The following is an 18,601-nucleotide window of genomic DNA, read 5'->3' as shown; positions in this document are numbered from 1 at the left end:
TTTCTACATCGCTGGCTCAGGAAAGATCAGGCTCGAACAGCTTGCGCTTCATGTAGACCTTTACCCAGAACGCCGCAACAAGGCTGACCACCAGCAGAATACCGCCGGTAATCTTGTAGACCTGCTCGGTTATCTCTGGCGAAGGTGAATTATGGAGCGCGACATAGCCCATCCCCAGAATGCCCAGCAATTGAGGCAATGGGTAAAACGGTGTCTTGTAGGGGCGAGCGTGCTCAGGCATGCGCCAGCGAAGAACGATCACATTGATATGAGCTACCATGTAAGCCAGCAACCAACTGGTAGAGGCAGCAATGACCAGGGTGATGAGCGATTCAATGCTGCCGAGCAATACTGGCAGGGAAACAATTGCAGAGAGAAAAAGAATCGCCACCCATGGCGTTCCAAAGCGCTTGCTCACACACTTGAACTGCGGAAAAACCTGGCCGTTCTCAGCCATCCCCTGCAGCATACGTGCAACCGCGGCAAGAACCGTGTTGATGGTACTGCACGTTGCGGCACAAGCCATGACTGTCGCAATCAGCAGACCTGCCTTGCCAAACACCGCATTCGCATAGTCAAGATAAGGCAGCGGTGAAGTAGTCAATGTCTCCACGCCGAGATAGTAGGACGCACCGACGGCAAAGGTCAGAAAGATCGCCAGCATTACCAGCAGCGACAGGAACATTGCACGAGGAATATTGCGTTCAGGTCGATGGACTTCTGCAATCATGGGACAGATGAATTCGACGCCTACCATCAACCACATGGCCAGCGCGACTAATCCCAGAAAGCTTCCATCCCGGATAGAGACAAAGCTCCAATCCACTCCGGTTTCCGTAATATCCGGGTGCGGTGCCACAAACCCCGTTACGGCAGACAAGCCAATCAGGACCAGAGCGCCTACCAAAATAAAGGCCAGCATGTTCTGCACCCGAGCAAACACATCGGCCCCCACCAGATTGGTAATCGTCAGAATGATCAGAATGGCGATAGGCACTACCTTGGGCGGAAACAGGCCAGGCAGCAATTGACCGACAATAGCATCTACCAGAAACATCTCCACAGGCAGTGCCAGCATTGCGACCACGACATAACCAGCAAATACCGCCACGATAGCGGGAAAATGACCAATCGCCTTTTGCGTGTACGTAGCCAACGTCCCGGCCTGAGGATACATCAGGGACAATTCGGAGAACGTCATGGCATTGAATAGCGCAAGCGTAAATGCCATGATCATGGCGGCAATGAACCCCATCCCGCCCAAGCCAATCCCCTGCGTCGCTGAAATCATCGACCCCTGCACGATGACCACACCGACGCAGATCGACATCATGGTGAGAAAGCCCAGCTTTTTCCTTATGGGTACTGTTGTTCCGGTAGAAACATTGGCGTTCGCAAGCACTGAAGCACTTTTCGAATTCATAGTGTCACCCTCTCCGCATCATGGCGTTGAGCATTAACTGCTGCGCTGCAGGACGATGTGCCTACAGATGCCTTCTACTGTGAGGCACAGCCGCCAGGATTACTTGTCTCTGGATGCCGCCCTTTTTGCATGAGGGTGTCAGCTTGATCGTACAGCCGTTGACACGGCCATGAGCCATTACTACGCCTTCAGCGAATCGATGGTGAGCGCGCACGGGCAACAATCTGAAAATGGCCTGGGAGATAGAAGATGCCAAACAATCGACCTGCCTGTTACAGACTGGTCATGCGAGTCTTGCGGCTATTGTCATGTCGAAACCTGATTTTGGAACGTCATGGTCACTCACGGTCAGCACAAGTGCTATTGAAACATTTGCATTAAGGCCTAGAGCTAATTCTTTAAACCAGTAAACCGCATCGTTTCCACCCTTTAGAGCGATAGCCTGATCCTGGCTACAGGCAGAGAATCAGAATTCAGTTCGTCCCGGTCAACTGTCATGGAAAGGATGGAGCGCGCTATGTTTGGCCATAAACCACTTGTCGTCACTGCCCTGTTTTCAATCAGCCTTAGTGCTTTAGCGGAAATGAATACAGCAGAACTTACTCAGGAAGGGGATTATCTTTCTGCATCAATCGAACAAACGGCAACCAACAGCCAAGCCACTGTTTATCAGCAAGGCTCAGATAGCACTGTCACTCTTCGGCAATTACAAGGCGACGGCAATCAAGCCGTAATTGTGGCACAGCAGTTCTACTATAGTCAGGTCGACCTGCTTCAGAGTGGCGATAACAACCGGGCCAATATCCAAAACATCCGCTCTGACAATCGCTTAACTGCATCACAAGTAGGCGCTAATAACCAGCTCCTCATACCTTCAGCTAAATATATTTATGGATACGGGTCCACAATACGTAGCGATACTCAAGGCGATGACAACAACGTCACTATCGAGCAAGGTGCCGAACAAAGCAGTATCGACTACGATGTGATTGGCAATGCCAATACCGTTCATGTTGATCAAGCCACCATATCTGAGACCATTACCGGCACTATGATTGGCAATGGTAATGCTGCCGATATCCAGCAAAGCGGGCAATATAACGGCTCGATAAGGCTGGACCAAGAGGGCGATTTCAATACCGCCTTCATAAACCAGGCCTCGTACGAAGGTGCCAGCCACACAGTCGTGTCTCAAACCGGGACATTTAATGATGCCCACGTGGAACAGTTACGACACTATGCGGGCAGTAACACGACGCTGACCCAGACAGGAACTGGCAATAGCGCCCGCGTCATTCAATAAGCTATTCGCCCAAGCGGACGCTCAAGTCACTACCGCTGAGTATGGCCATAAGCAAAACGGCCATGCTCATATTCATTCAATTAATACTCCCTTATCTGTGTCAGCAATTACCGATGCAGGGCGAGAAGTTCGCCCCACGCTAAAAACCCTGTTCATCACGGGATACGCCGAAAACGCAGCTATTGGTAACGGCCACCTTGATCCTGGCATGCAGATACTGACCAAACCTTTTGCAATCGACATGCTTGCTGCCCGGGTAGGCGAACTGATGAACGCCTGACGTTTGCAGGTACTGATAGCGCACCGTTCAGTCGCGCTAGACCCATCTCTCCAGATTCCCTCCGCATGAGGCAGGCGAACCCTTTCCTCTACCAAAGCCGCTTTGAATAGCCGTCAGGTCTCAAGAGGAGCGCTCCAGGAATGATCTGTGTGGCAGCAGGCCTACACGCCAGGAAATCTGATGACCATTACATTGAACGAGCATGCTGCGCTCACGATACGCTTCGCGGGAGGAAAGGGTTTCCGCCTCTTCCTCTGTGATGCCATCCAGACGGTTGCGGCTAATCACACGATAACTCTCATCTCCACACAGTAGCGCCGCTTCCGAATGGCAGGACGACCAATGGCCTAACAAGCCGTTGCACTCCACGGCGTATCCAGCTGTTCCGTCCTGCAGATAAGCCGTCTGGGAAGTGGCACAGCCTGACAACAGGATCAGTCCGGACAGCAAGGCGCCCATGCTGGCGTTATGAAAGAGAGATGAGAGAGTCATGGCTGAGTGCTCAGGTGGGTATGAGCACTATGGTAGGAGGCAACCTGACACTCAAAAAATTGTTTGCCGAGATACCTTCTATTACGTTGAAAGATAGTTATCTCTCAAGTCCGGCCCCTGCGTCAGTCACCTCATTCAATCTGGCACCTACTTAAGGAGTTGCTCAGAATAAACCGCAGCAGCTCTCTTACTAAGCTAGCTGCTTACAGGACGAGCAAACGTCGAAGCGGCCTGTCCACACATTGTTATAATGGCTATAAAGACGATATTTACTGGGCGCCCTGATTGAATGGAAGCGATATATAGTGTCGGCCCAGCTCCGTCAGCGTGCCGTCATTGGCCAGGAGACTCGAGTGATGCACATCATTATCGACTCGACCGGAAAACCAGGCATAACGAAATACATCGGAACGGGATTCTAGCAGGGCGACCATTTCGGTCATCTGCTGCTTCTGTTTTTCTACGGAGTCGATCTGCGCTCCGTCAGGCAAGGAATGCCAATTCGCAAATTCAGTAACCCAGAACGGCCGACCATAGCGGGCAAGGCGATCAAGCATTCCAGACAGCCCATAGTCGTACCAATGAAATGCCAGATAATCGATTTGCGGATCTCGACCCGCGTGGGCCGAACTGTACGCAGCAAAAAAGGCGTCGAGCCACGCAACCGGGTCTGAATAGCCTGAAAGAGTGCCCCAATTCATTGCCGGACCCACCAGCTTGACGCCCGTGTTGCGGGAGATGGACTCGAGGCGAGGCCACAGGGCGGCCGCTGCCTGGGGCGTCAAATTAGCTTGATCAACCAGATTGGGTTCGTTGATCACAAGCAGATAACGTATGGTGGGATGAGCTGTCAGATACATCTGCAACTCTCCCTCATTAAAGTTTTCATTCCATACCATGGGAATGAAATCCATTTTATATACGTCCGCATAGTTATAAGCACTTACGGCATCACTAGGACGAGGGCTCCAGTTGTACCACCAACTTATCCCCGAAGATAACGCACTCATATCCTTTCCAGAGGTTAGATCATATGCAATGCCCCGTTTAGGACTTTTACTAGATGGGTCCGTTTGAATCAAAGGTGAACCTACAAGCGTAACGAGTATGCCCAGCGTTACCGCTAGTCGCCGTATAAAAGATCCCATCCCCTCTCCTTGTACAAATGCCTCAGGAGTGCCATTTCAAGCAGTATCTCTGGAGCGTAGGCGAGTGTAGTTCTCTGTCAACCTGACGCTCAACTGGTCAGTTTCAGCAGATTACGGTGAGACTTTTATAGTCTAGTCACCTTACCTATTCAAAGTAGGTCCAAGTCTCGCTATAGCACAACCAAGTTTAATCATTACAACGACATACCCGTATAAATAGTTGACTAAAGCTGCCATTCTATTAAATCAATAATATATCCAGCAGTAGCCTTTATATATTTTATACCGCTTGAATATACGCTCTTAAAGATATGCCCTTAAACATCGATATACATGATCCTAAGCGAATACCAAGTCTATTCGTTGTATCCAGTACGATGGGCAGGTATCTTGATCTTCGTTGACTTATGCTCGCTTACTGCATCATGAAAGAGCAGATACGGTTTCATCATAAAGCTACTGTTCTGTCATACTCGGTTGAAACGCTTCAAAGCGATTGAGTCAGTCTGATGCAGTCATACCCGCGGCTGCCCCTCAGTCAGGGCGTTGATTTCCAGCCATGCCGAGTGCTTCTGCTCTTTCGCTAGCCTATAGCCTGGCGCAACTGGAAACGTACTGCTGGTCAGGCGGTCCCATCATCACATTTGACGACCGCACTTTATTAGCTCCGGCCAAGGAAACTGTCATGAGTGATACCACTTACGTCCCACCCAAGATCTGGAAACCTACCACTGCCTCAGGTGGTACCTTTGCCAATATCAATCGCCCCGTAGCCGGGCCAACACATGAAAAGGCTCTTCCGGTTGGTAAGCACCCCCTGCAGTTGTATTCGCTGGCTACGCCAAACGGCGTAAAAGTCACCATCATGCTGGAGGAATTGCTTGCCTTGGGCCATACCGGCGCCGAATACGATGCCTGGCTGATCAAGATTGGCGAGGGCGACCAGTTCTCCAGCGGCTTTGTCGAGGTCAACCCTAATTCAAAAATCCCTGCTCTCGCCGATCACGGCGGTGACGCGCCTGTTCGAGTATTAGAATCGGGCGCCATTCTTGTCTATCTGGCCGAAAAGTTCGGTGCCTTTCTACCAACCGACACACTGGCACGTACCGAAACCCTGAACTGGCTGTTCTGGCAAATGGGTTCGGCCCCTTTCGTAGGCGGCGGCTTTGGGCATTTTTATGCCTATGCTCCAGAAAAGCTCGAATACCCCATCAACCGTTATGCCATGGAAACCAAGCGCCAGCTCGACGTGCTGGATCGGCAGCTGGCCGAACGTCGTTACATTGCAGGCGATGAGTACACCATTGCCGACATGGCCATTTGGCCCTGGTACGGCGTTCTTGTACAGGGTGGTCTATACAATGCCGCCGAGTTTCTCTCGGTGCAGGACTACACTCATGTGCAGCGCTGGGCAGCTGACATTGCCAAACGCCCCGCCGTGATTCGTGGACGTAAGGTCAACCGCACATGGGGTGAAGAGACAGACCAAGTACCCGAGCGGCACGACGCGTCGGATCTGGACTGATCATCAGCAGCGTCGGCCATCTGATGGCCGACGCCACACGCAAGCAAACGGCTCTGCTTTCAGTCACCGTCCTGCTTGTTTTGCCTTAAACACCGCTCGCCGAAATGTTGCACAGTTAAGCCCAACACATTATCAAGTGCTTCTGCTAGAGCTGCATCCCTACCGCCAGTCGGTTGAACGCATTCATCAGCGAAATGGCAAAGGTTAGATCGGAAATTTGCGCATCGCTAAAATGTTCTTTCAGCGGCTGGTATACAGCATCGGGCGCACCCTGGCTGGAGACATGGGTAAGGATCTCCGCCCAGGCAAGGGCGGCCTTTTCCCGCGCATCAAAGTGCTCGCTGATACGCCACCCGGCCAGGCAATCAAGCTTGGCCTGAGCCATGCCTGCTTCACGTAGCGCTTTGGCATGTTTACCTAGGCAATAGGCGCAGCCGTTAATCTGTGAAACACGTAAATAGACAAGCTCCACCAGCGAAATGCCAAGTGAACCCTTGACCAGGGCATTATTGGTAGTCAGTAAACCTTCATAGGCGGCTGGCGATAAGGTAGCGAAAGGAAGACGCATCTGGCTCATGAAACTCTCCTGCCATGAACTATAGATCGAGTTAATTTTCAATTGGCGATGACGCTAACGTGTGAAACAAAGGCTCCCGAGCTAGCTGCTAGCGCGCGCTGGTCAAGGCTTCACGTGCAGTGTCAGCACCCGATGCCAGCCCCTCGAGATAGTAAAGTGCACATCGAATAAGGCAATGGTATTCAGGACGTGACGCAGATAAGGACTCAGAAAATCTGGCTGACGCGCCCGGGAGCCTAGATGAAAACCTCTAGAGCTGCCCCATCCTCCCCCTACGTCAGCTGCATCGCCGCCCCAGGACAGGCCTGCCCAGACTCTTTGACCAACCCGCCTATCGTAAGCGTAATGCTATCGAGCAGCTCTTTAACTGGCTTAAGAAGCATTGTCGAACAGTCACCCGTTTCGAGAAGCTCACCAGCAGCTTCTAGGCCATGATTTCTCTGGCTTGCTTACGGATTTGCTTGAGAAAACCTTTTTCAGACAGAGCCTACAAGCCACATGGTTTGCTCACGCCTGAATTCGACCCGCTCACTGGTTCCAAATACATGCGATAACTGCATCAAACAGCTATTCATCAGTCATTTTTTACCTTTGATAAGCCAGGAGTAGATTTAAAACACACCTGGAATAATGTGACATCTATCACATTAGATATTGATTACATCGGGCTTATCCATTTTCGTTCAATCAGCCTCCTGGTTAGTTGCGCCTTTCTTGGCTGTATCTAACTGGCTTCGCAAGGTCAGACTGCTATGCCACTTTTACGACCCAGGCCGTTAGACACAACAGGCAAGCCCTCGGATATAAAAATTATGACTCCTCAACTTCACCCTGTTGAAAAGGAGCGCCTAGAGGCGCTTCATTCACTTGGCCTGCTCGATAGTCAAAAGGATGAGCGTTTTGAGCGGTTTGTTCGGCTTGCCAAGGCCTTGTGCGATGTACCTATCGCAGCGGTGTCGCTAGTAGATGTAAATCGGCAGTGGTTCTTAGGGTGCGCTGGACTTGGAGTCAGTGAAACGTCTCGCGAAATTTCGTTTTGTGGCCACGCAATTTTAGAGAAGTCAGTTCTTTATATCCCTGATACCAAAGCCGACCTGCGTTTCGCCGATAACCCCTTGGTCACTGGAGACCCCTACATTCGGTTTTATGCAGGTTGCCCCTTGTATATGCCAGGTTATCTACCTATCGGCACGCTCTGCATTATTGATACTCATGCCAGAACATTAAAACACGACCAAATGATGCGCTTACGGGATCTGGCTAACTGTCTCCAGCGCGAAATCATAATGCACAAGCTCATACAAGACATTAGTCTACTAACCAATAGTCCGGCGTTGGCTGCATTGAGCGAGCCTGCTTACAACTTGAATGATGAGAGATATTAGCTGCGCGTTCGACCAGCGCCAGTAGAACTGTTGCGCCCTGGCCGTGTCATTGGTCAGCTGCACAGCTTGGGCTGCGGGAAGGCTCAGGGCGCAACAGTTACTTTGCCAGATCCTAAGCAGACCGGCATGCACGGCCCGCCAGAGCACCGTTACTCGAAAGGGGCCATTTTGAACCTGCCCTACTCCATCGATGACACGCGCGTGCTGATCCAGTACGCCCTGCACGGACTGAAGCACATCTATCAGGATGGGCTATGCTTACGCCAAGTTTGAAATCCTCCTGACAAGCCTTAAGCAACGTGACGAATATTCCATGGGGCTATTCCAGCCCGAGCAGTCAGCAGGTGCCGACCGGCTCGGAGCGAGTTACGGCTGATCCCGACTGAGCTATGTGGCACTAGTTGATAAACCAGAACTACACCAGACGGCTGGATCAATCATGGACGGTGCGCAGCTAGGTGATGTTTATACATAGGTGATCACTTTGAATCGAGCCGCAGAGAAACCGAGAGGGCTTCAGATCAACCCTCCTGCGGAACGGTCCAAAAAATCTGGACGTTCCCATCATCACGAAAAGCCAAGGTTACGTTATCGGTTTCCTCAAGCTCCGCCATGATCTGCTCCCACACCTCATCCGGATCGCTTTCGAGCCGCTCAAGCAGGGCTGTTTTTGCGCGCTGTGCGGCTGGACTGTTGATAACCCGCTGAAGACGCATAGCAAGTAAGTCATAGGGTTTAGGGGTAGGTGGAGAGGACGTGGTTTTTTTAGCCATACGCATAGCCCAATACTGTATACATTTACAGTATTATATCTGTGGTGTGGAGATCAAGCCGTTTCATGAACCAGCTCCCGAGCGTATGTAGTTACGCGACTGATGCTCATCCTGTATGTGGCTGTCCTCTCACAGGACGTTCGGCCCTCCACGAAGTTATTAACCTAAGGAGTGATTACACACTTTCGGGTGTACTGATATACGGCGCAAGCGCATTTCGCCTCATTGGCAGTTGCCCCGGTGCAGCAAGAGCCGCCCTTACCAATTCATGCACAGCATCCTGCGCCATGACGCCGAGCGGATGCGACAATACCGCCTGGACGAGACCATCCTTCAAGGCAGCCTGGGTAAGAGGCGTCAGATCATGACAGACCACTACGGGTAAGCGTCCTTGCCGCTCGCGTACCTCCCTGAGCGCACGCAGTACCCCTTCTATCCCTCCTCCCGCCACGTACAGCCCTGCCAGATCAGGCTGGCCTCTTAATAAATCCAAGGTGTTCTCATAAGCGAACATTTCATCTTCCAGCGTAAGCCTGGGCACCAGAAGTTCCCACTCCCCGGCCCGCTCGCTCAAATAACTTCGAAAGCTCATTTCACACAGCTCCTGACACTGGAAGCGCTGAGTGCCGATCAATAGCGCTACCGCCCCTGGCTGGCGAGCCAGCTGGGTAATGAACCAGCCGGCTGTACGTCCCGCCCGGCGGCTATCCAACCCTACATAACCTGCACCCGCAGAGGCTGCCAAATCAGACACTAGAGCGATTACAGGCATACCCTCTGCGCGCAAGGAGGCCACCGCTTCGCATACCTCACGGTGATCAGCTGCAACGACACCTAGTGCATCTACCTGACCACGCAACGCTAGAATCCGCTGCGCCGTGGTAGAAGGGTCGAAGTCATCCAGATAGGTAATCACAACCCTTACCTGTGCCTTGAGCGTAGTGGCGGCTGCCTCGGCCAGCGCTTCGGCTAACCCTTGGTAAAACGCCACGCCCTGCTTCATAAGCAGAAAGCCCAGCCGCACGATGGGCCGCTGCCCTGCCAGATGCTGTTCGATAATGCCCCGTGCATGAAAACCCAGTTGAGATGCGGCATCAGCGATACGCCGCGCTGTGTCTGCACGCACTCTGGCTCTCAGATTGATGACCCGGTCCACTGTTGACAGGCTGACCCCTGCCAGACGGGCTACATCTTCCATAGTAGGGCGACGCGACGAGACACTAGAAGGCTCTGACATGCGTGGATTACCTAAGCCGCTTGTTTGACAGGTTTTGATAGGTTCCGTCGCGACTATAGCACCTGCTACTAGCAAAGAGGCCCTGCGCTGCAGGCTACTCCATTAAAAATGGATTGGCTTACACGCTGTTTGTAGCATAGCTGTCTTAAGACTTATGCGTTCTCTTTTCGATAGTTAAGTCCACCAGAAAGACTTCAATGCCTTCCTAAATGGCATGCGTGCGTTTCTGCCAGGAAATGAAAGTCTACTCTATTTGTTTGAAAGGTTTTGACAGATAACGCCATCCCTTCTCTAGCTTTACTTTTCTAGGCCTTCTAGCCTTTCGATCACGTGCTACAGCCCCGTCATAACAACAAGCCTCGGAGCGCAACATGGCCATAAAAATATCCACTGCCCCTTGCTGTTGGGGTGTTGATGACGTCAACAATCCTTTTCTTCCCCCTTGGCAGCATGTACTGCACGAAGCCTCGCAGGCCGGTTACCGTGGGATTGAACTAGGTCCTTATGGATATCTTCCGCTAGACGTTCACACAGTCGGTGATGTTCTGACCGCACATGATCTGCATGTGGTTGCCGGAACTATCTTCGATAACCTTGTCGACCCTCGAAACCTGTCAAATCTTCTAGAGCAGACGCACTCTATTTGCTCCTTACTTACGCACCTACCCATTATCGAGCAGGAGCCCGGCCAACGTTTCCGTATGCCCTATCTGGTTGTAATCGACTGGGGACATGAAGAACGCGACTATAACGCCGGCCATTCTGACCGGGCTCCGCGTCTCCCCCAGCAGGACTGGCAGCACATGATGAGTCACATCCGTACCATAGCCGACCTCAGCTGGAAGGAATACGGCGTGCGAACAGTGATTCACCCGCACGCCGGTGGCTATATCGAGTTCGCCGATGAGTTGGCGCAGCTGGTGGAAGATATTTCCGACGATGTTGCGGGTCTGTGCCTGGATACAGGCCATTTGTATTACGCCGGCATGGACCCGGTAACGACGCTCCGCCAGTACGGAAGTCGCCTTGACTACCTGCATTTCAAAGATATCGACCAGGCGATATTCGATCAGGTCATGGATGAACGCATTAGCTTCTTTGATGCTTGTGCCAAAGGGGTCATGTGCCCAATTGGACGCGGCGTCATCAACTACCCTGCCCTATACGAACTCATTCAAACACTGGGTTATCAGGGCTACATCACCGTCGAACAGGAGCGCGATCCACGCAACGCCAAGGGCACCCTGCACGATGTTGCGGCCAGCCGCAGCTATCTCTCTACGATCGGTTTCTAACCCACTCTGCTAAAGGACAATAACAATGATTAATGGCAGCAAGCGTATCCCCCACCCCATCCGCTGGGCCATGGTAGGAGGCGGTCGTGATAGCCAGATCGGCTACATTCATCGTTCGGCCGCCTTGCGTGATCAGAACTTTGCCTTGGTAGCTGGAGCATTCGATATCAATCCTGAACGCGGCCTCAAATTTGGCACAACACTAGGTGTCGATCCTGAACGCTGTTACCCAGACTACCTCAGTCTGTTTGAACAGGAGGCCCAGCGACCAGATGGTATTCAGGCGGTATCCATCGCCACACCCAATGGCACGCATTACGCTATTACCAAGGCGGCGCTGGAGGCAGGCTTGCATGTAATCTGTGAAAAGCCCCTGTGCTTTACAGTGGCGGAAGCTGAAACATTGCGTGAAGTAGCTTTGGCGAAAAATAGAATCGTAGGCGTGACCTATGGTTACGCCGGCCATCAACTGATCGAGCAGGCCCGCCAAATGATTGCCCAAGGCGAACTGGGCGAAATTCGGATGGTACACCTGCAATTTGCCCACGGCTTTCATAGTGACTGCGTAGAGTTACAAAACGGGGCCGCCCTATGGCGTATGGACCCGCGCATAGCGGGCCCTAGCTACGTGCTAGGCGATATAGGTACCCATCCGCTGTATATTTCAGAAGTTATGTTGCCTGACCTGAAGATCAAGCGCTTGATGTGCTCGCGCCAGAGTTTCGTCAAGAGTCGTGCCCCGCTGGAGGACAATGCCTATACCCTCATGGAATATGACAGTGGCGCCATGGGCATGGTCTGGTCCAGTGCTGTAAACGCAGGTTCCATGCATGGTCAGAAGGTCCGCGTGATCGGCTCCAGGGCCAGTCTTGAATGGTGGGATGAACGTCCTAACCAACTTTCATTCGAAATCCAGGGTCAACCAGCCCAAGTTTTAGAGCGCGGCATGACCTACCTCCACGCCAACGCCCTGATCGACGACCGCATCGGCGCAGGCCACCCCGAGGGGCTTTTCGAGGCGTGGGCCAATCTCTACTACCGCTTCGCCCTGGCCATGGACGCGACGGACCGTAACGATAGCACGCTATTAAAGACGCTTCGTTACCCTGACATCCATGCTGGCGTCGAGGGAGTGCGTTGGGTTGAGCGCTGCGTACAGTCTGCAGATCAGGACGGCGCATGGGTTGACTATTGACCTGCATCCTGAACAGCTAAGCCTTTACGATGGCCGTTCCCTATGAACAACCTACATTCAGTGCAGCTGCGACCTGCTCAGCGAAAGTTTCTCATCACTGAAAATACCACTCATTCTGGCTTCCTCGCTGCGCATGAGAGAATAGCAACCACCTGCCCTGATCAGGCACCGCTGCCTGCCCCCTTGGAATTGGGTAGGCTCCTTCTAAACGGCTCGGCATGAAGGGCTTAAAGGAGTACTATCGTGGCGGGCCGTTGCTGCCTGCCGCTCGCACCCCTTGGGTAAGGTGAAAGCATCCATGTTCTCTCCCAAATCGCTTCTCTGATCACCGAAGCATTGGTAATGCGAGCTCCAGAATGCTTCGCTTTCAGGAGGAACGATGATTTCAATTGAGCAAGCCAAACAGATGGCTAGAAGATTGCGTGCTTCATTGGCAGAGCGTAATCAAGACATACCCCACTCTACTGCGCTTGAGTTGGTCTCACATCAACTGGGTTACAAGGATTGGAACACTGCCTCAGCAGCACTTTCAAAAGAAGACCAAACGCAAAACAACCCTATCTTCGGAAGATCTGTCCCTATACTTCGGATATTTGATGAAACCAAGGCACGGGAGTTTTACCTGGACTTCCTGGGTTTCAGCGTCGAGTTCGAACATCGATTTGAAGCTCATCTGCCGCTTTACCTTGGTATTGACCGAGGCGGTCTCAAACTTCATTTATCCGAACATCATGGCGACTCCAGTCCGGGGTCCACGATCTTTGTACCGATGCAAAACATCAAGGCCTTTCGCGATGAGCTATTAGCAAAACACTATAGCTACGGACGCCCAGAGATTGTTCATCAGCCCTGGGGACAGGTTATGGAAGTCCATGATCCTTTCGGTAATCGCTTCCGCTTCTACCAAGACTGATTAGCTCACTGAGCTTGGTAGTCGCTTGGGTATAGCTCAACGACTACCCAGCCCTGAATGACAATAGCGATCAGCCAAAGGGAGGTTTGAGTCTGCTAGGTAAAGCAACCACTCAGCTTTATGAAGCCAAAAGTTGAGCAATTTTCTTACGCAGATTTCCATGAACTTCTTCTGTGTATGGGGGAGCGGCTTTCCAGTCATAGAACCAAACAGGCATTTTACGATGCTGTTCGGGTTCCGATGCATAGCGGGAAAAAATGTGACAATGGAGTTCTGGTTCTGAATTACCCAATATTTCGTAATTCATACGCAGTGCCCCGGTAGCCTCTAGAACAGCATCGCCGATACGTGTCATTTCGAGTAGGTAGGTGGTTCTAGACTCAGCATCAAGATCATTCAGGCTAGGAACAACAGGATCTGGAAGCAACAGGCAATAGCCTGGAAGAAACTGTACATCGCCCATAACTGCCCAGCCAGAGGCCATACGGCAAATAACTTTGTCGTTTGCTCCGGTACGTGCGAGCGCCACACGATCTGAAATGAGTGACATGCGTGTCCTTAATAGCGGCATTACCGGCTAGGTCTTTGTTCAGAATTCTCTGACTTTGGTTTGATCATTTCCCTTATGACGATTGCCACCGCACCTTCTCGCAAGTACTAAATCTTCCGTATCAAACACTAAAGCGTGTGGCGACCCTTTAAAAGGGCAGCGTTGATTAAATTTTCGAATTATCACTTCCAGCCAATAATTTGCATTTAAAATGCTGTTGTCTTTCAGATATAACCCAGCGACTACCGCATACCATACAGGCATATCAGTTAAGGTAAGAGGTAGAGCTTATGGATTGACCTCAACTGTCTTATCTACTGAGCACAGCGAACGCCCTGCTGGATATAGATATTGAGTTGCCGTCTGGGTCTTTAGCATTCGCAAAAGAATAACCGTCAGCATGATGAGTAATGCCAAACCTTAACCCCTGGGTCATGCACTGCTCTTTAAAGCTATCTACATCCTTAACATCAAAAACGAGTTTGACGGCAGCTTGTCCTACTTTTATGCCCTTCCCGGCAGGATGAACCATAATAATGGCACCGCCATCTTTATCTTTTGGTATTAGTTCAGCGATAAGATCATCAACGTCAATCTTACTAGCGAAACCGAAATAGCGTTCATAAAAGGTACAAGTAACCTGGACGTCTCTGACGTACAGCATGATGCGATTCAGCTTTGGGTACATGCTTGTAGCCTGCTTTTTGATTTATGAATGGAGTCGAGCATATACCGCTTCGGCAACTACCACTTCGAAAACCAAAAATTAAAAAGCCAACCTCCTTTAAAAGCTGACTCTAACTACGAGTAGTTAGAAGCAGTCGAAAGCAATTTCATAGTAGACATTGGGATATAACTCAATGACTACATATTTTCTTATAGCAGCTATCGGTCAGTTGCAGTGTTATTTCTCATGAGCGCAGGCTAGATATCCCTTGGCCTATTTATCCAAGATATTACCTGCCTGCGCTCATCAGTAAGGCTTCGCTAGCGACACTAGTCCAGCAGATCTGCGGGTACGTTGCCGCCGTTCTCAGCCAGCTTTTGCAGTACAGCTTTGTGCAGCCACATGTTCATCTGCGCGGAGTCCTGCAGTTTGTCTGCTGGGCAGTTCAGTTCTTTGGCGAGCTCCTGACGAGCAGACAGGCTGCTGTCCAGGTCAAGCAGCTTGAGCAGATCGACAATGGACGTTTTCCAGTTGAGCTTTTCGGCATGGTTGGCCGCCAGCCCGTCGAGCTTGGCAGCCACATCCACCTGACTGATGGCCTGTGGTGCGGCTCCGGTAGCTGTATCCGTGGACGAGGATGACGTGCCAGCGGGCGTACCTGCCGCTGCATCAGTGCTGCCCGGCTGCTGCGCGGTAGGTTCGGCAGCGTGTGCTTCTTTACCAATACCAAGCTTGGACAAGATATTGCCAAATAGGCTCATATAAACTCCTCATCTATCAATCGAGACGGTGACCTGCTTGTGCAGGGCTTGCCTATCTTCCGACCGCTGTGTCGAGGAATTAGTTTGAAATAAATGCCATTAGTTTGAGACCAGACCCAACATCTTCATTCCTGTTGGTGTTACTTCTCCTTCGGAATAATGGAGATGGCACCATTTTTCTCCAGAATCGCATATTTGATCTGATCCATTCGCTCAAGCCCATGCGTGGTACGGGCCGCCTCCAGGAGGTCCTCCTCGGCCAGACGTACCTTGTTCAGTCTCGCCTTAAGCACCTGTCCATTCTCTACGATGATCATGGGCATCCCGTCTATGAACCGCGCAAGCTTGGGGGACCGCTCCTTGACCAGCGATAACCCGATATCGATGACTACCAGGGTCACGATGATGAGCGCTGCGTTGGTTACGGAAAAATCATCGCCCAGCAACGCCTGTTGGGTCGCCTCGCCAATAATCAGAAGTAGCACAAAATCAAACGTTGTGATCTCAGCCAGGGTACGCCGCCCGGCAATCTTGAAGATAACAAAGACCACCAGATAAACCGCCGCAGCGCGTAATACCGCGTCCATGATTGCTCCTTACGGATAAATGAATTGCGTCAGTTGCAGGGCGGGCCCTGAAGTCAGCGTTGAAACGACACTGCGAGACAGACCAACCCCCTGTGCCCGAAGACTCAGGTGCGTCTGGACCCAGCCTCGATCATCAGCCAGGTAGGTAAGGCGCATCCCTGAACCGTAGCTGCGGGATTCGACTGGCTCGGGTTGCAGGCTGTCGACACTGAATGAGTCCAACAGACTGCCGTCGAGCAGGATGGTCGCTTTTCCATCTGCTCCAGCCTTGGCCTTGATGGTGACCGGCATGGATGCACCATTACGTGCAAAGCGCTCGTAGACAATGATCAGTTCGCCATCAGGACTCTGGATTTCGGTATGACTTAGTGGACCCTTGGAGAACAGACCAAGCAACGTCAGGATGACAATGGCGCACAGCATGTGCCAGCCTATACGCTCGATCATCCAGATCCGTTTCTGTACGCAAAGGTCTTCTTGGATCGGATACTGGCGGCTGGAAAATTCGTTCTTATCGTCTGGCGTTGACATATTTACGTCCCTGACCTGTTGTTACGGTTGAAAGCCGGGACACTCATTAGTTCTGCGCGTACACGCCGTGCCTCGCCTCATCCCCCTATCGCAGCACACCGCATACGGCGGCCAGAAACCAAGCCCTTAAGCATTACGTCTGCAACATCAGGTAATACCTTAAGGGTGCACCATGACATTCAATGAACTTTCGGCAAAACTCTCAAATTAGGCAGGCCAAGCCCGCACGTTTCAGCTGGCTGTCACAGGCATCATTCTCTGGGCTGTCTTTCATTACAACGATACGTGGCAGCTGATCATCAACACCTCCATGACCATCATTACGTTTCTCATGGTGTTTCTGATCCAGAACACACAGAACCATGACAACGTTGCCCTGCACATCAAGCTCGACGAATTCTTGCGCGTTACCCAAGGCGCACAGGATCGCCTGCTCCACTTGGAAAATCTCGACGTCAATGAACGCAAAGCGCTGCACAAGAAGTATAAGGGAATAGGAAAGAGACCAGTGCGCTCAAGCGTCGGGACCTGGAGGCCGAAGAAAAGATTGAGCACGCCTAAAAAAAGTGAAACCAATCACAGTTAGAAAAACCCAACCTCAGTAATGGCACTAAACCATCACCTCATTATTGACATGTAAATAAATCCTATAACCGCCATTAAGTTTCAAGCGTAGAAAACGATAACCCCTCCAATGCGGTTCTCTGCGCAATCGACTTAATGGTGGTGCTTGATGCCTTCCTCTGATGTTTCTCTCGATCATTCCATTTCTGGAGCTTCCAACCACGCCTCAATGACAGGTACCGTCTGGATTCCGCTTGCGCTGTGTGGCGTAGCTGGCGGAGCCGGAATTGTCTGGGCAGGAAACGCTTCCTCGTTGAGCTGGGTGCTGGCAGCTGCGCTACTGATTGCAGCCGGGCTTTTGGCTGTCTGGGGCCAGGCGCGCCAGCAGCAGGTGCTGAAAGCACTTTCCGCCTCACAAAGCGAGGCACGCGGCATGACCGGCAAAAAGGCCCAAGAAGGTGCTGTGGACGGGATCTGTATTGAAGTGCTCCCGGTGTGGGCACAGCAGATCGAAACAGCGCGTAGTCACACGGAAGAAGCCGTTACCCAACTGACCCATCGCTTTGCTGAGCTGGCAGGCCGTATTCAAATGTCAGTCGAAGGGTCCCATGATGGCAGTGCTCAGGCGCTTGTTGCGCTCCTGTCCTCCAGCCAGAACGAACTCAACGGCATCATTACCGGCCTGCGTGAAGCCTTGTCAAGCAAGGCAGTGCTCCAGCGTGAAATCACGCAACTGCATGAATTTACCGGCCAGCTTCAGGCCATGGCCAAGGATGTTGCCGATGTTGCCAAGCAGACGAACCTGTTGGCCTTGAACGCGGCTATCGAAGCTGCACGTGCAGGCGAGGCAGGCCGTGGATTTGCGGTAGTCGCCGATGAAGTTCGCAGCTTGTCGACTCTGTCAGGCAACACCGGACAAAAGATCAGCGAAACGGTGGAGACCGTTAATGCCGCCATTCGCCGCACCCTGGAGGCGTCCGAGCAGTACGCCCGTCAGGATGCTGAAACCCTGGCGAACTCCGGAAACGTCATCGAAAACGTCATCACCCAGTTCAATGCCAGCGCCAGTCATCTGGTGCAGCAGAGCAACACCTTGCGCGAGCAAAGCGAAGCCGTGGGCGCTGAAATCTCGGACGTCCTGGTAGCCCTGCAATTCCAGGATCGCGTCAGCCAGATGCTGAGCCATATCCGCAATGATTTGAACAAGCTGGAACAGCGCCTGCTTGACCGCCGTACTCAGGCCGCGCAGGGCGAGGCGTTGAAGCCGATCGACACCAAAGCCTGGCTTGATGAGCTGGCCAAGACCTATACCACAGCGGAGCAGCTGGCTGTCCATCACGGCAAAACGCCGGCCTCAGCCGCTTCGTCCGATATCACCTTCTTCTAAGCCACACT

Annotated in this window: 19 protein-coding genes and 3 pseudogenes; 11 read left to right on the top strand and 11 right to left on the bottom strand. The window is 52.0% G+C overall.

Annotated features, from left to right (window positions below):
• Positions 1-16 precede the first annotated feature (16 nt).
• Positions 17-1,423: an APC family permease gene (locus JQR90_RS19675; RefSeq protein WP_010798877.1), complete on the bottom strand. Its 1,407-nt coding sequence runs from the start codon at positions 1,421-1,423 to the stop codon at positions 17-19.
• A gap of 517 nt (positions 1,424-1,940) precedes the next feature.
• On the opposite strand from JQR90_RS19675, the gene JQR90_RS19670 reads away from it, so the two are divergent.
• Together JQR90_RS19670 and JQR90_RS19665 are read left to right on the top strand one after the other, a co-directional pair.
• Positions 1,941-2,726, top strand: coding sequence for a hypothetical protein (locus JQR90_RS19670; protein WP_073450763.1), 786 nt, complete (start codon positions 1,941-1,943; stop codon positions 2,724-2,726).
• 106 nt (positions 2,727-2,832) lie between these two features.
• Positions 2,833-3,006: pseudogene (locus JQR90_RS19665) on the top strand (ATP-binding protein); the annotation flags it as partial.
• Positions 3,007-3,126: 120 nt separating this feature from the next.
• Here JQR90_RS19665 and JQR90_RS19660 read toward each other — a convergent pair.
• Positions 3,127-3,498, bottom strand: a complete 372-nt coding sequence (locus JQR90_RS19660) for a hypothetical protein (protein ID WP_010798873.1) — start codon at positions 3,496-3,498, stop codon at positions 3,127-3,129.
• A gap of 269 nt (positions 3,499-3,767) precedes the next feature.
• Positions 3,768-4,646 carry a glycoside hydrolase family protein gene (locus tag JQR90_RS19655; RefSeq protein ID WP_073450765.1) on the bottom strand — a complete coding sequence of 293 codons (879 nt, stop codon included), beginning with the start codon at positions 4,644-4,646 and terminating at the stop codon, positions 3,768-3,770.
• Positions 4,647-5,331: 685 nt separating this feature from the next.
• On the opposite strand from JQR90_RS19655, the gene yghU reads away from it, so the two are divergent.
• Positions 5,332-6,171 (top strand): glutathione-dependent disulfide-bond oxidoreductase, encoded by an 840-nt coding sequence (gene yghU, locus JQR90_RS19650; protein WP_010798871.1) that lies wholly within the window; start codon positions 5,332-5,334, stop codon positions 6,169-6,171.
• A 145-nt stretch (positions 6,172-6,316) separates the two neighbouring features.
• On the opposite strand, the gene JQR90_RS19645 is transcribed toward yghU, so the two are convergent.
• Positions 6,317-6,748: a carboxymuconolactone decarboxylase family protein gene (locus JQR90_RS19645; RefSeq protein WP_010798870.1), complete on the bottom strand. Its 432-nt coding sequence runs from the start codon at positions 6,746-6,748 to the stop codon at positions 6,317-6,319.
• A gap of 260 nt (positions 6,749-7,008) precedes the next feature.
• Here JQR90_RS19645 and JQR90_RS19640 point away from each other — a divergent pair.
• From JQR90_RS19640 to JQR90_RS19630, 3 genes and pseudogenes are all read left to right on the top strand, one after another.
• A pseudogene (locus JQR90_RS19640) lies at positions 7,009-7,173 on the top strand (IS5/IS1182 family transposase); the annotation flags it as partial.
• A 387-nt stretch (positions 7,174-7,560) separates the two neighbouring features.
• On the top strand, positions 7,561-8,133 hold the full coding sequence (locus tag JQR90_RS19635) for a GAF domain-containing protein (protein ID WP_434140882.1): 573 nt from the start codon (positions 7,561-7,563) through the stop codon (positions 8,131-8,133).
• A gap of 30 nt (positions 8,134-8,163) precedes the next feature.
• Positions 8,164-8,406 carry a hypothetical protein gene (locus JQR90_RS19630; RefSeq protein WP_244294495.1) on the top strand — a complete coding sequence of 81 codons (243 nt, stop codon included), beginning with the start codon at positions 8,164-8,166 and terminating at the stop codon, positions 8,404-8,406.
• Between the two features lie 248 nt (positions 8,407-8,654).
• On the opposite strand, the gene JQR90_RS19625 is transcribed toward JQR90_RS19630, so the two are convergent.
• Together JQR90_RS19625 and JQR90_RS19620 are read right to left on the bottom strand one after the other, a co-directional pair.
• Positions 8,655-8,906, bottom strand: a complete 252-nt coding sequence (locus JQR90_RS19625) for a DUF1654 domain-containing protein (RefSeq protein WP_051370278.1) — start codon at positions 8,904-8,906, stop codon at positions 8,655-8,657.
• Between the two features lie 175 nt (positions 8,907-9,081).
• Positions 9,082-10,143 carry a LacI family DNA-binding transcriptional regulator gene (locus tag JQR90_RS19620; protein ID WP_010798867.1) on the bottom strand — a complete coding sequence of 354 codons (1,062 nt, stop codon included), beginning with the start codon at positions 10,141-10,143 and terminating at the stop codon, positions 9,082-9,084.
• Positions 10,144-10,514: 371 nt separating this feature from the next.
• On the opposite strand from JQR90_RS19620, the gene JQR90_RS19615 reads away from it, so the two are divergent.
• From JQR90_RS19615 to JQR90_RS19605, 3 genes are all read left to right on the top strand, one after another.
• Positions 10,515-11,438: a TIM barrel protein gene (locus JQR90_RS19615; RefSeq protein WP_010798866.1), complete on the top strand. Its 924-nt coding sequence runs from the start codon at positions 10,515-10,517 to the stop codon at positions 11,436-11,438.
• A 25-nt stretch (positions 11,439-11,463) separates the two neighbouring features.
• Positions 11,464-12,633 carry a Gfo/Idh/MocA family protein gene (locus tag JQR90_RS19610; RefSeq protein ID WP_010798865.1) on the top strand — a complete coding sequence of 390 codons (1,170 nt, stop codon included), beginning with the start codon at positions 11,464-11,466 and terminating at the stop codon, positions 12,631-12,633.
• Positions 12,634-13,012: 379 nt separating this feature from the next.
• Positions 13,013-13,546 carry a glyoxalase superfamily protein gene (locus JQR90_RS19605; RefSeq protein ID WP_010798864.1) on the top strand — a complete coding sequence of 178 codons (534 nt, stop codon included), beginning with the start codon at positions 13,013-13,015 and terminating at the stop codon, positions 13,544-13,546.
• 118 nt (positions 13,547-13,664) lie between these two features.
• Here the strand turns inward: JQR90_RS19605 and JQR90_RS19600 are convergent, their stop codons facing one another.
• The 5 genes from JQR90_RS19600 to JQR90_RS19580 all read right to left on the bottom strand — a co-directional run bounded on the left by JQR90_RS19600 (position 13,665) and on the right by JQR90_RS19580 (position 16,642).
• The gene (locus JQR90_RS19600) at positions 13,665-14,096 is read right to left on the bottom strand and encodes an HIT family protein (protein WP_010798863.1); all 432 of its coding nucleotides are present in this window, start codon (positions 14,094-14,096) and stop codon (positions 13,665-13,667) included.
• Between the two features lie 310 nt (positions 14,097-14,406).
• Positions 14,407-14,784, bottom strand: coding sequence for a VOC family protein (locus tag JQR90_RS19595; RefSeq protein WP_010798862.1), 378 nt, complete (start codon positions 14,782-14,784; stop codon positions 14,407-14,409).
• A 308-nt stretch (positions 14,785-15,092) separates the two neighbouring features.
• Positions 15,093-15,524: a DUF3597 domain-containing protein gene (locus JQR90_RS19590; RefSeq protein ID WP_010798861.1), complete on the bottom strand. Its 432-nt coding sequence runs from the start codon at positions 15,522-15,524 to the stop codon at positions 15,093-15,095.
• Between the two features lie 140 nt (positions 15,525-15,664).
• Positions 15,665-16,111: a DUF421 domain-containing protein gene (locus JQR90_RS19585; protein WP_010798860.1), complete on the bottom strand. Its 447-nt coding sequence runs from the start codon at positions 16,109-16,111 to the stop codon at positions 15,665-15,667.
• Between the two features lie 9 nt (positions 16,112-16,120).
• A complete protein-coding gene (locus JQR90_RS19580) occupies positions 16,121-16,642 on the bottom strand; it encodes a hypothetical protein (protein ID WP_010798859.1) in 522 nt (173 codons plus the stop codon).
• Positions 16,643-16,814: 172 nt separating this feature from the next.
• Here JQR90_RS19580 and JQR90_RS19575 point away from each other — a divergent pair.
• Positions 16,815-17,228: pseudogene (locus tag JQR90_RS19575) on the top strand (low affinity iron permease family protein).
• A gap of 147 nt (positions 17,229-17,375) precedes the next feature.
• Positions 17,376-18,593 carry a methyl-accepting chemotaxis protein gene (locus JQR90_RS19570; protein WP_230382190.1) on the top strand — a complete coding sequence of 406 codons (1,218 nt, stop codon included), beginning with the start codon at positions 17,376-17,378 and terminating at the stop codon, positions 18,591-18,593.
• The last annotated feature ends 8 nt before the right edge of the window (positions 18,594-18,601 follow it).

Origin of the sequence: Pseudomonas sp. JZ114, assembly GCF_051027705.1 — a bacterium.
In the GTDB taxonomy this organism is placed as follows: Bacteria; Pseudomonadota; Gammaproteobacteria; order Pseudomonadales; family Pseudomonadaceae; genus Chryseomonas; species Chryseomonas luteola.
Note: the sequence above shows the minus strand (reverse complement) of the source record. Positions and strands in the feature narration are given on the sequence as shown.

What these genes read in the sequence shown, in the direction of transcription:
- JQR90_RS19620 (WP_010798867.1), bottom strand. Translation starts at nt 10,143, where the DNA reads ATGTCAGAGCCTTCTAGTGTCTCGTCGCGTCGCCCTACTATGGAAGAT.
- JQR90_RS19570 (WP_230382190.1), top strand. Translation starts at nt 17,376, where the DNA reads ATGCCTTCCTCTGATGTTTCTCTCGATCATTCCATTTCTGGAGCTTCC.
- JQR90_RS19660 (WP_010798873.1), bottom strand. Translation starts at nt 3,498, where the DNA reads ATGACTCTCTCATCTCTCTTTCATAACGCCAGCATGGGCGCCTTGCTG.
- JQR90_RS19605 (WP_010798864.1), top strand. Translation starts at nt 13,013, where the DNA reads ATGATTTCAATTGAGCAAGCCAAACAGATGGCTAGAAGATTGCGTGCT.
- JQR90_RS19675 (WP_010798877.1), bottom strand. Translation starts at nt 1,423, where the DNA reads ATGAATTCGAAAAGTGCTTCAGTGCTTGCGAACGCCAATGTTTCTACC.
- JQR90_RS19615 (WP_010798866.1), top strand. Translation starts at nt 10,515, where the DNA reads ATGGCCATAAAAATATCCACTGCCCCTTGCTGTTGGGGTGTTGATGAC.
- JQR90_RS19670 (WP_073450763.1), top strand. Translation starts at nt 1,941, where the DNA reads ATGTTTGGCCATAAACCACTTGTCGTCACTGCCCTGTTTTCAATCAGC.
- JQR90_RS19585 (WP_010798860.1), bottom strand. Translation starts at nt 16,111, where the DNA reads ATGGACGCGGTATTACGCGCTGCGGCGGTTTATCTGGTGGTCTTTGTT.
- JQR90_RS19580 (WP_010798859.1), bottom strand. Translation starts at nt 16,642, where the DNA reads ATGTCAACGCCAGACGATAAGAACGAATTTTCCAGCCGCCAGTATCCG.
- JQR90_RS19595 (WP_010798862.1), bottom strand. Translation starts at nt 14,784, where the DNA reads ATGTACCCAAAGCTGAATCGCATCATGCTGTACGTCAGAGACGTCCAG.
- JQR90_RS19645 (WP_010798870.1), bottom strand. Translation starts at nt 6,748, where the DNA reads ATGAGCCAGATGCGTCTTCCTTTCGCTACCTTATCGCCAGCCGCCTAT.
- yghU (WP_010798871.1), top strand. Translation starts at nt 5,332, where the DNA reads ATGAGTGATACCACTTACGTCCCACCCAAGATCTGGAAACCTACCACT.
- JQR90_RS19610 (WP_010798865.1), top strand. Translation starts at nt 11,464, where the DNA reads ATGATTAATGGCAGCAAGCGTATCCCCCACCCCATCCGCTGGGCCATG.
- JQR90_RS19625 (WP_051370278.1), bottom strand. Translation starts at nt 8,906, where the DNA reads ATGGCTAAAAAAACCACGTCCTCTCCACCTACCCCTAAACCCTATGAC.
- JQR90_RS19590 (WP_010798861.1), bottom strand. Translation starts at nt 15,524, where the DNA reads ATGAGCCTATTTGGCAATATCTTGTCCAAGCTTGGTATTGGTAAAGAA.
- JQR90_RS19635 (WP_434140882.1), top strand. Translation starts at nt 7,561, where the DNA reads ATGACTCCTCAACTTCACCCTGTTGAAAAGGAGCGCCTAGAGGCGCTT.
- JQR90_RS19655 (WP_073450765.1), bottom strand. Translation starts at nt 4,646, where the DNA reads ATGGGATCTTTTATACGGCGACTAGCGGTAACGCTGGGCATACTCGTT.
- JQR90_RS19600 (WP_010798863.1), bottom strand. Translation starts at nt 14,096, where the DNA reads ATGTCACTCATTTCAGATCGTGTGGCGCTCGCACGTACCGGAGCAAAC.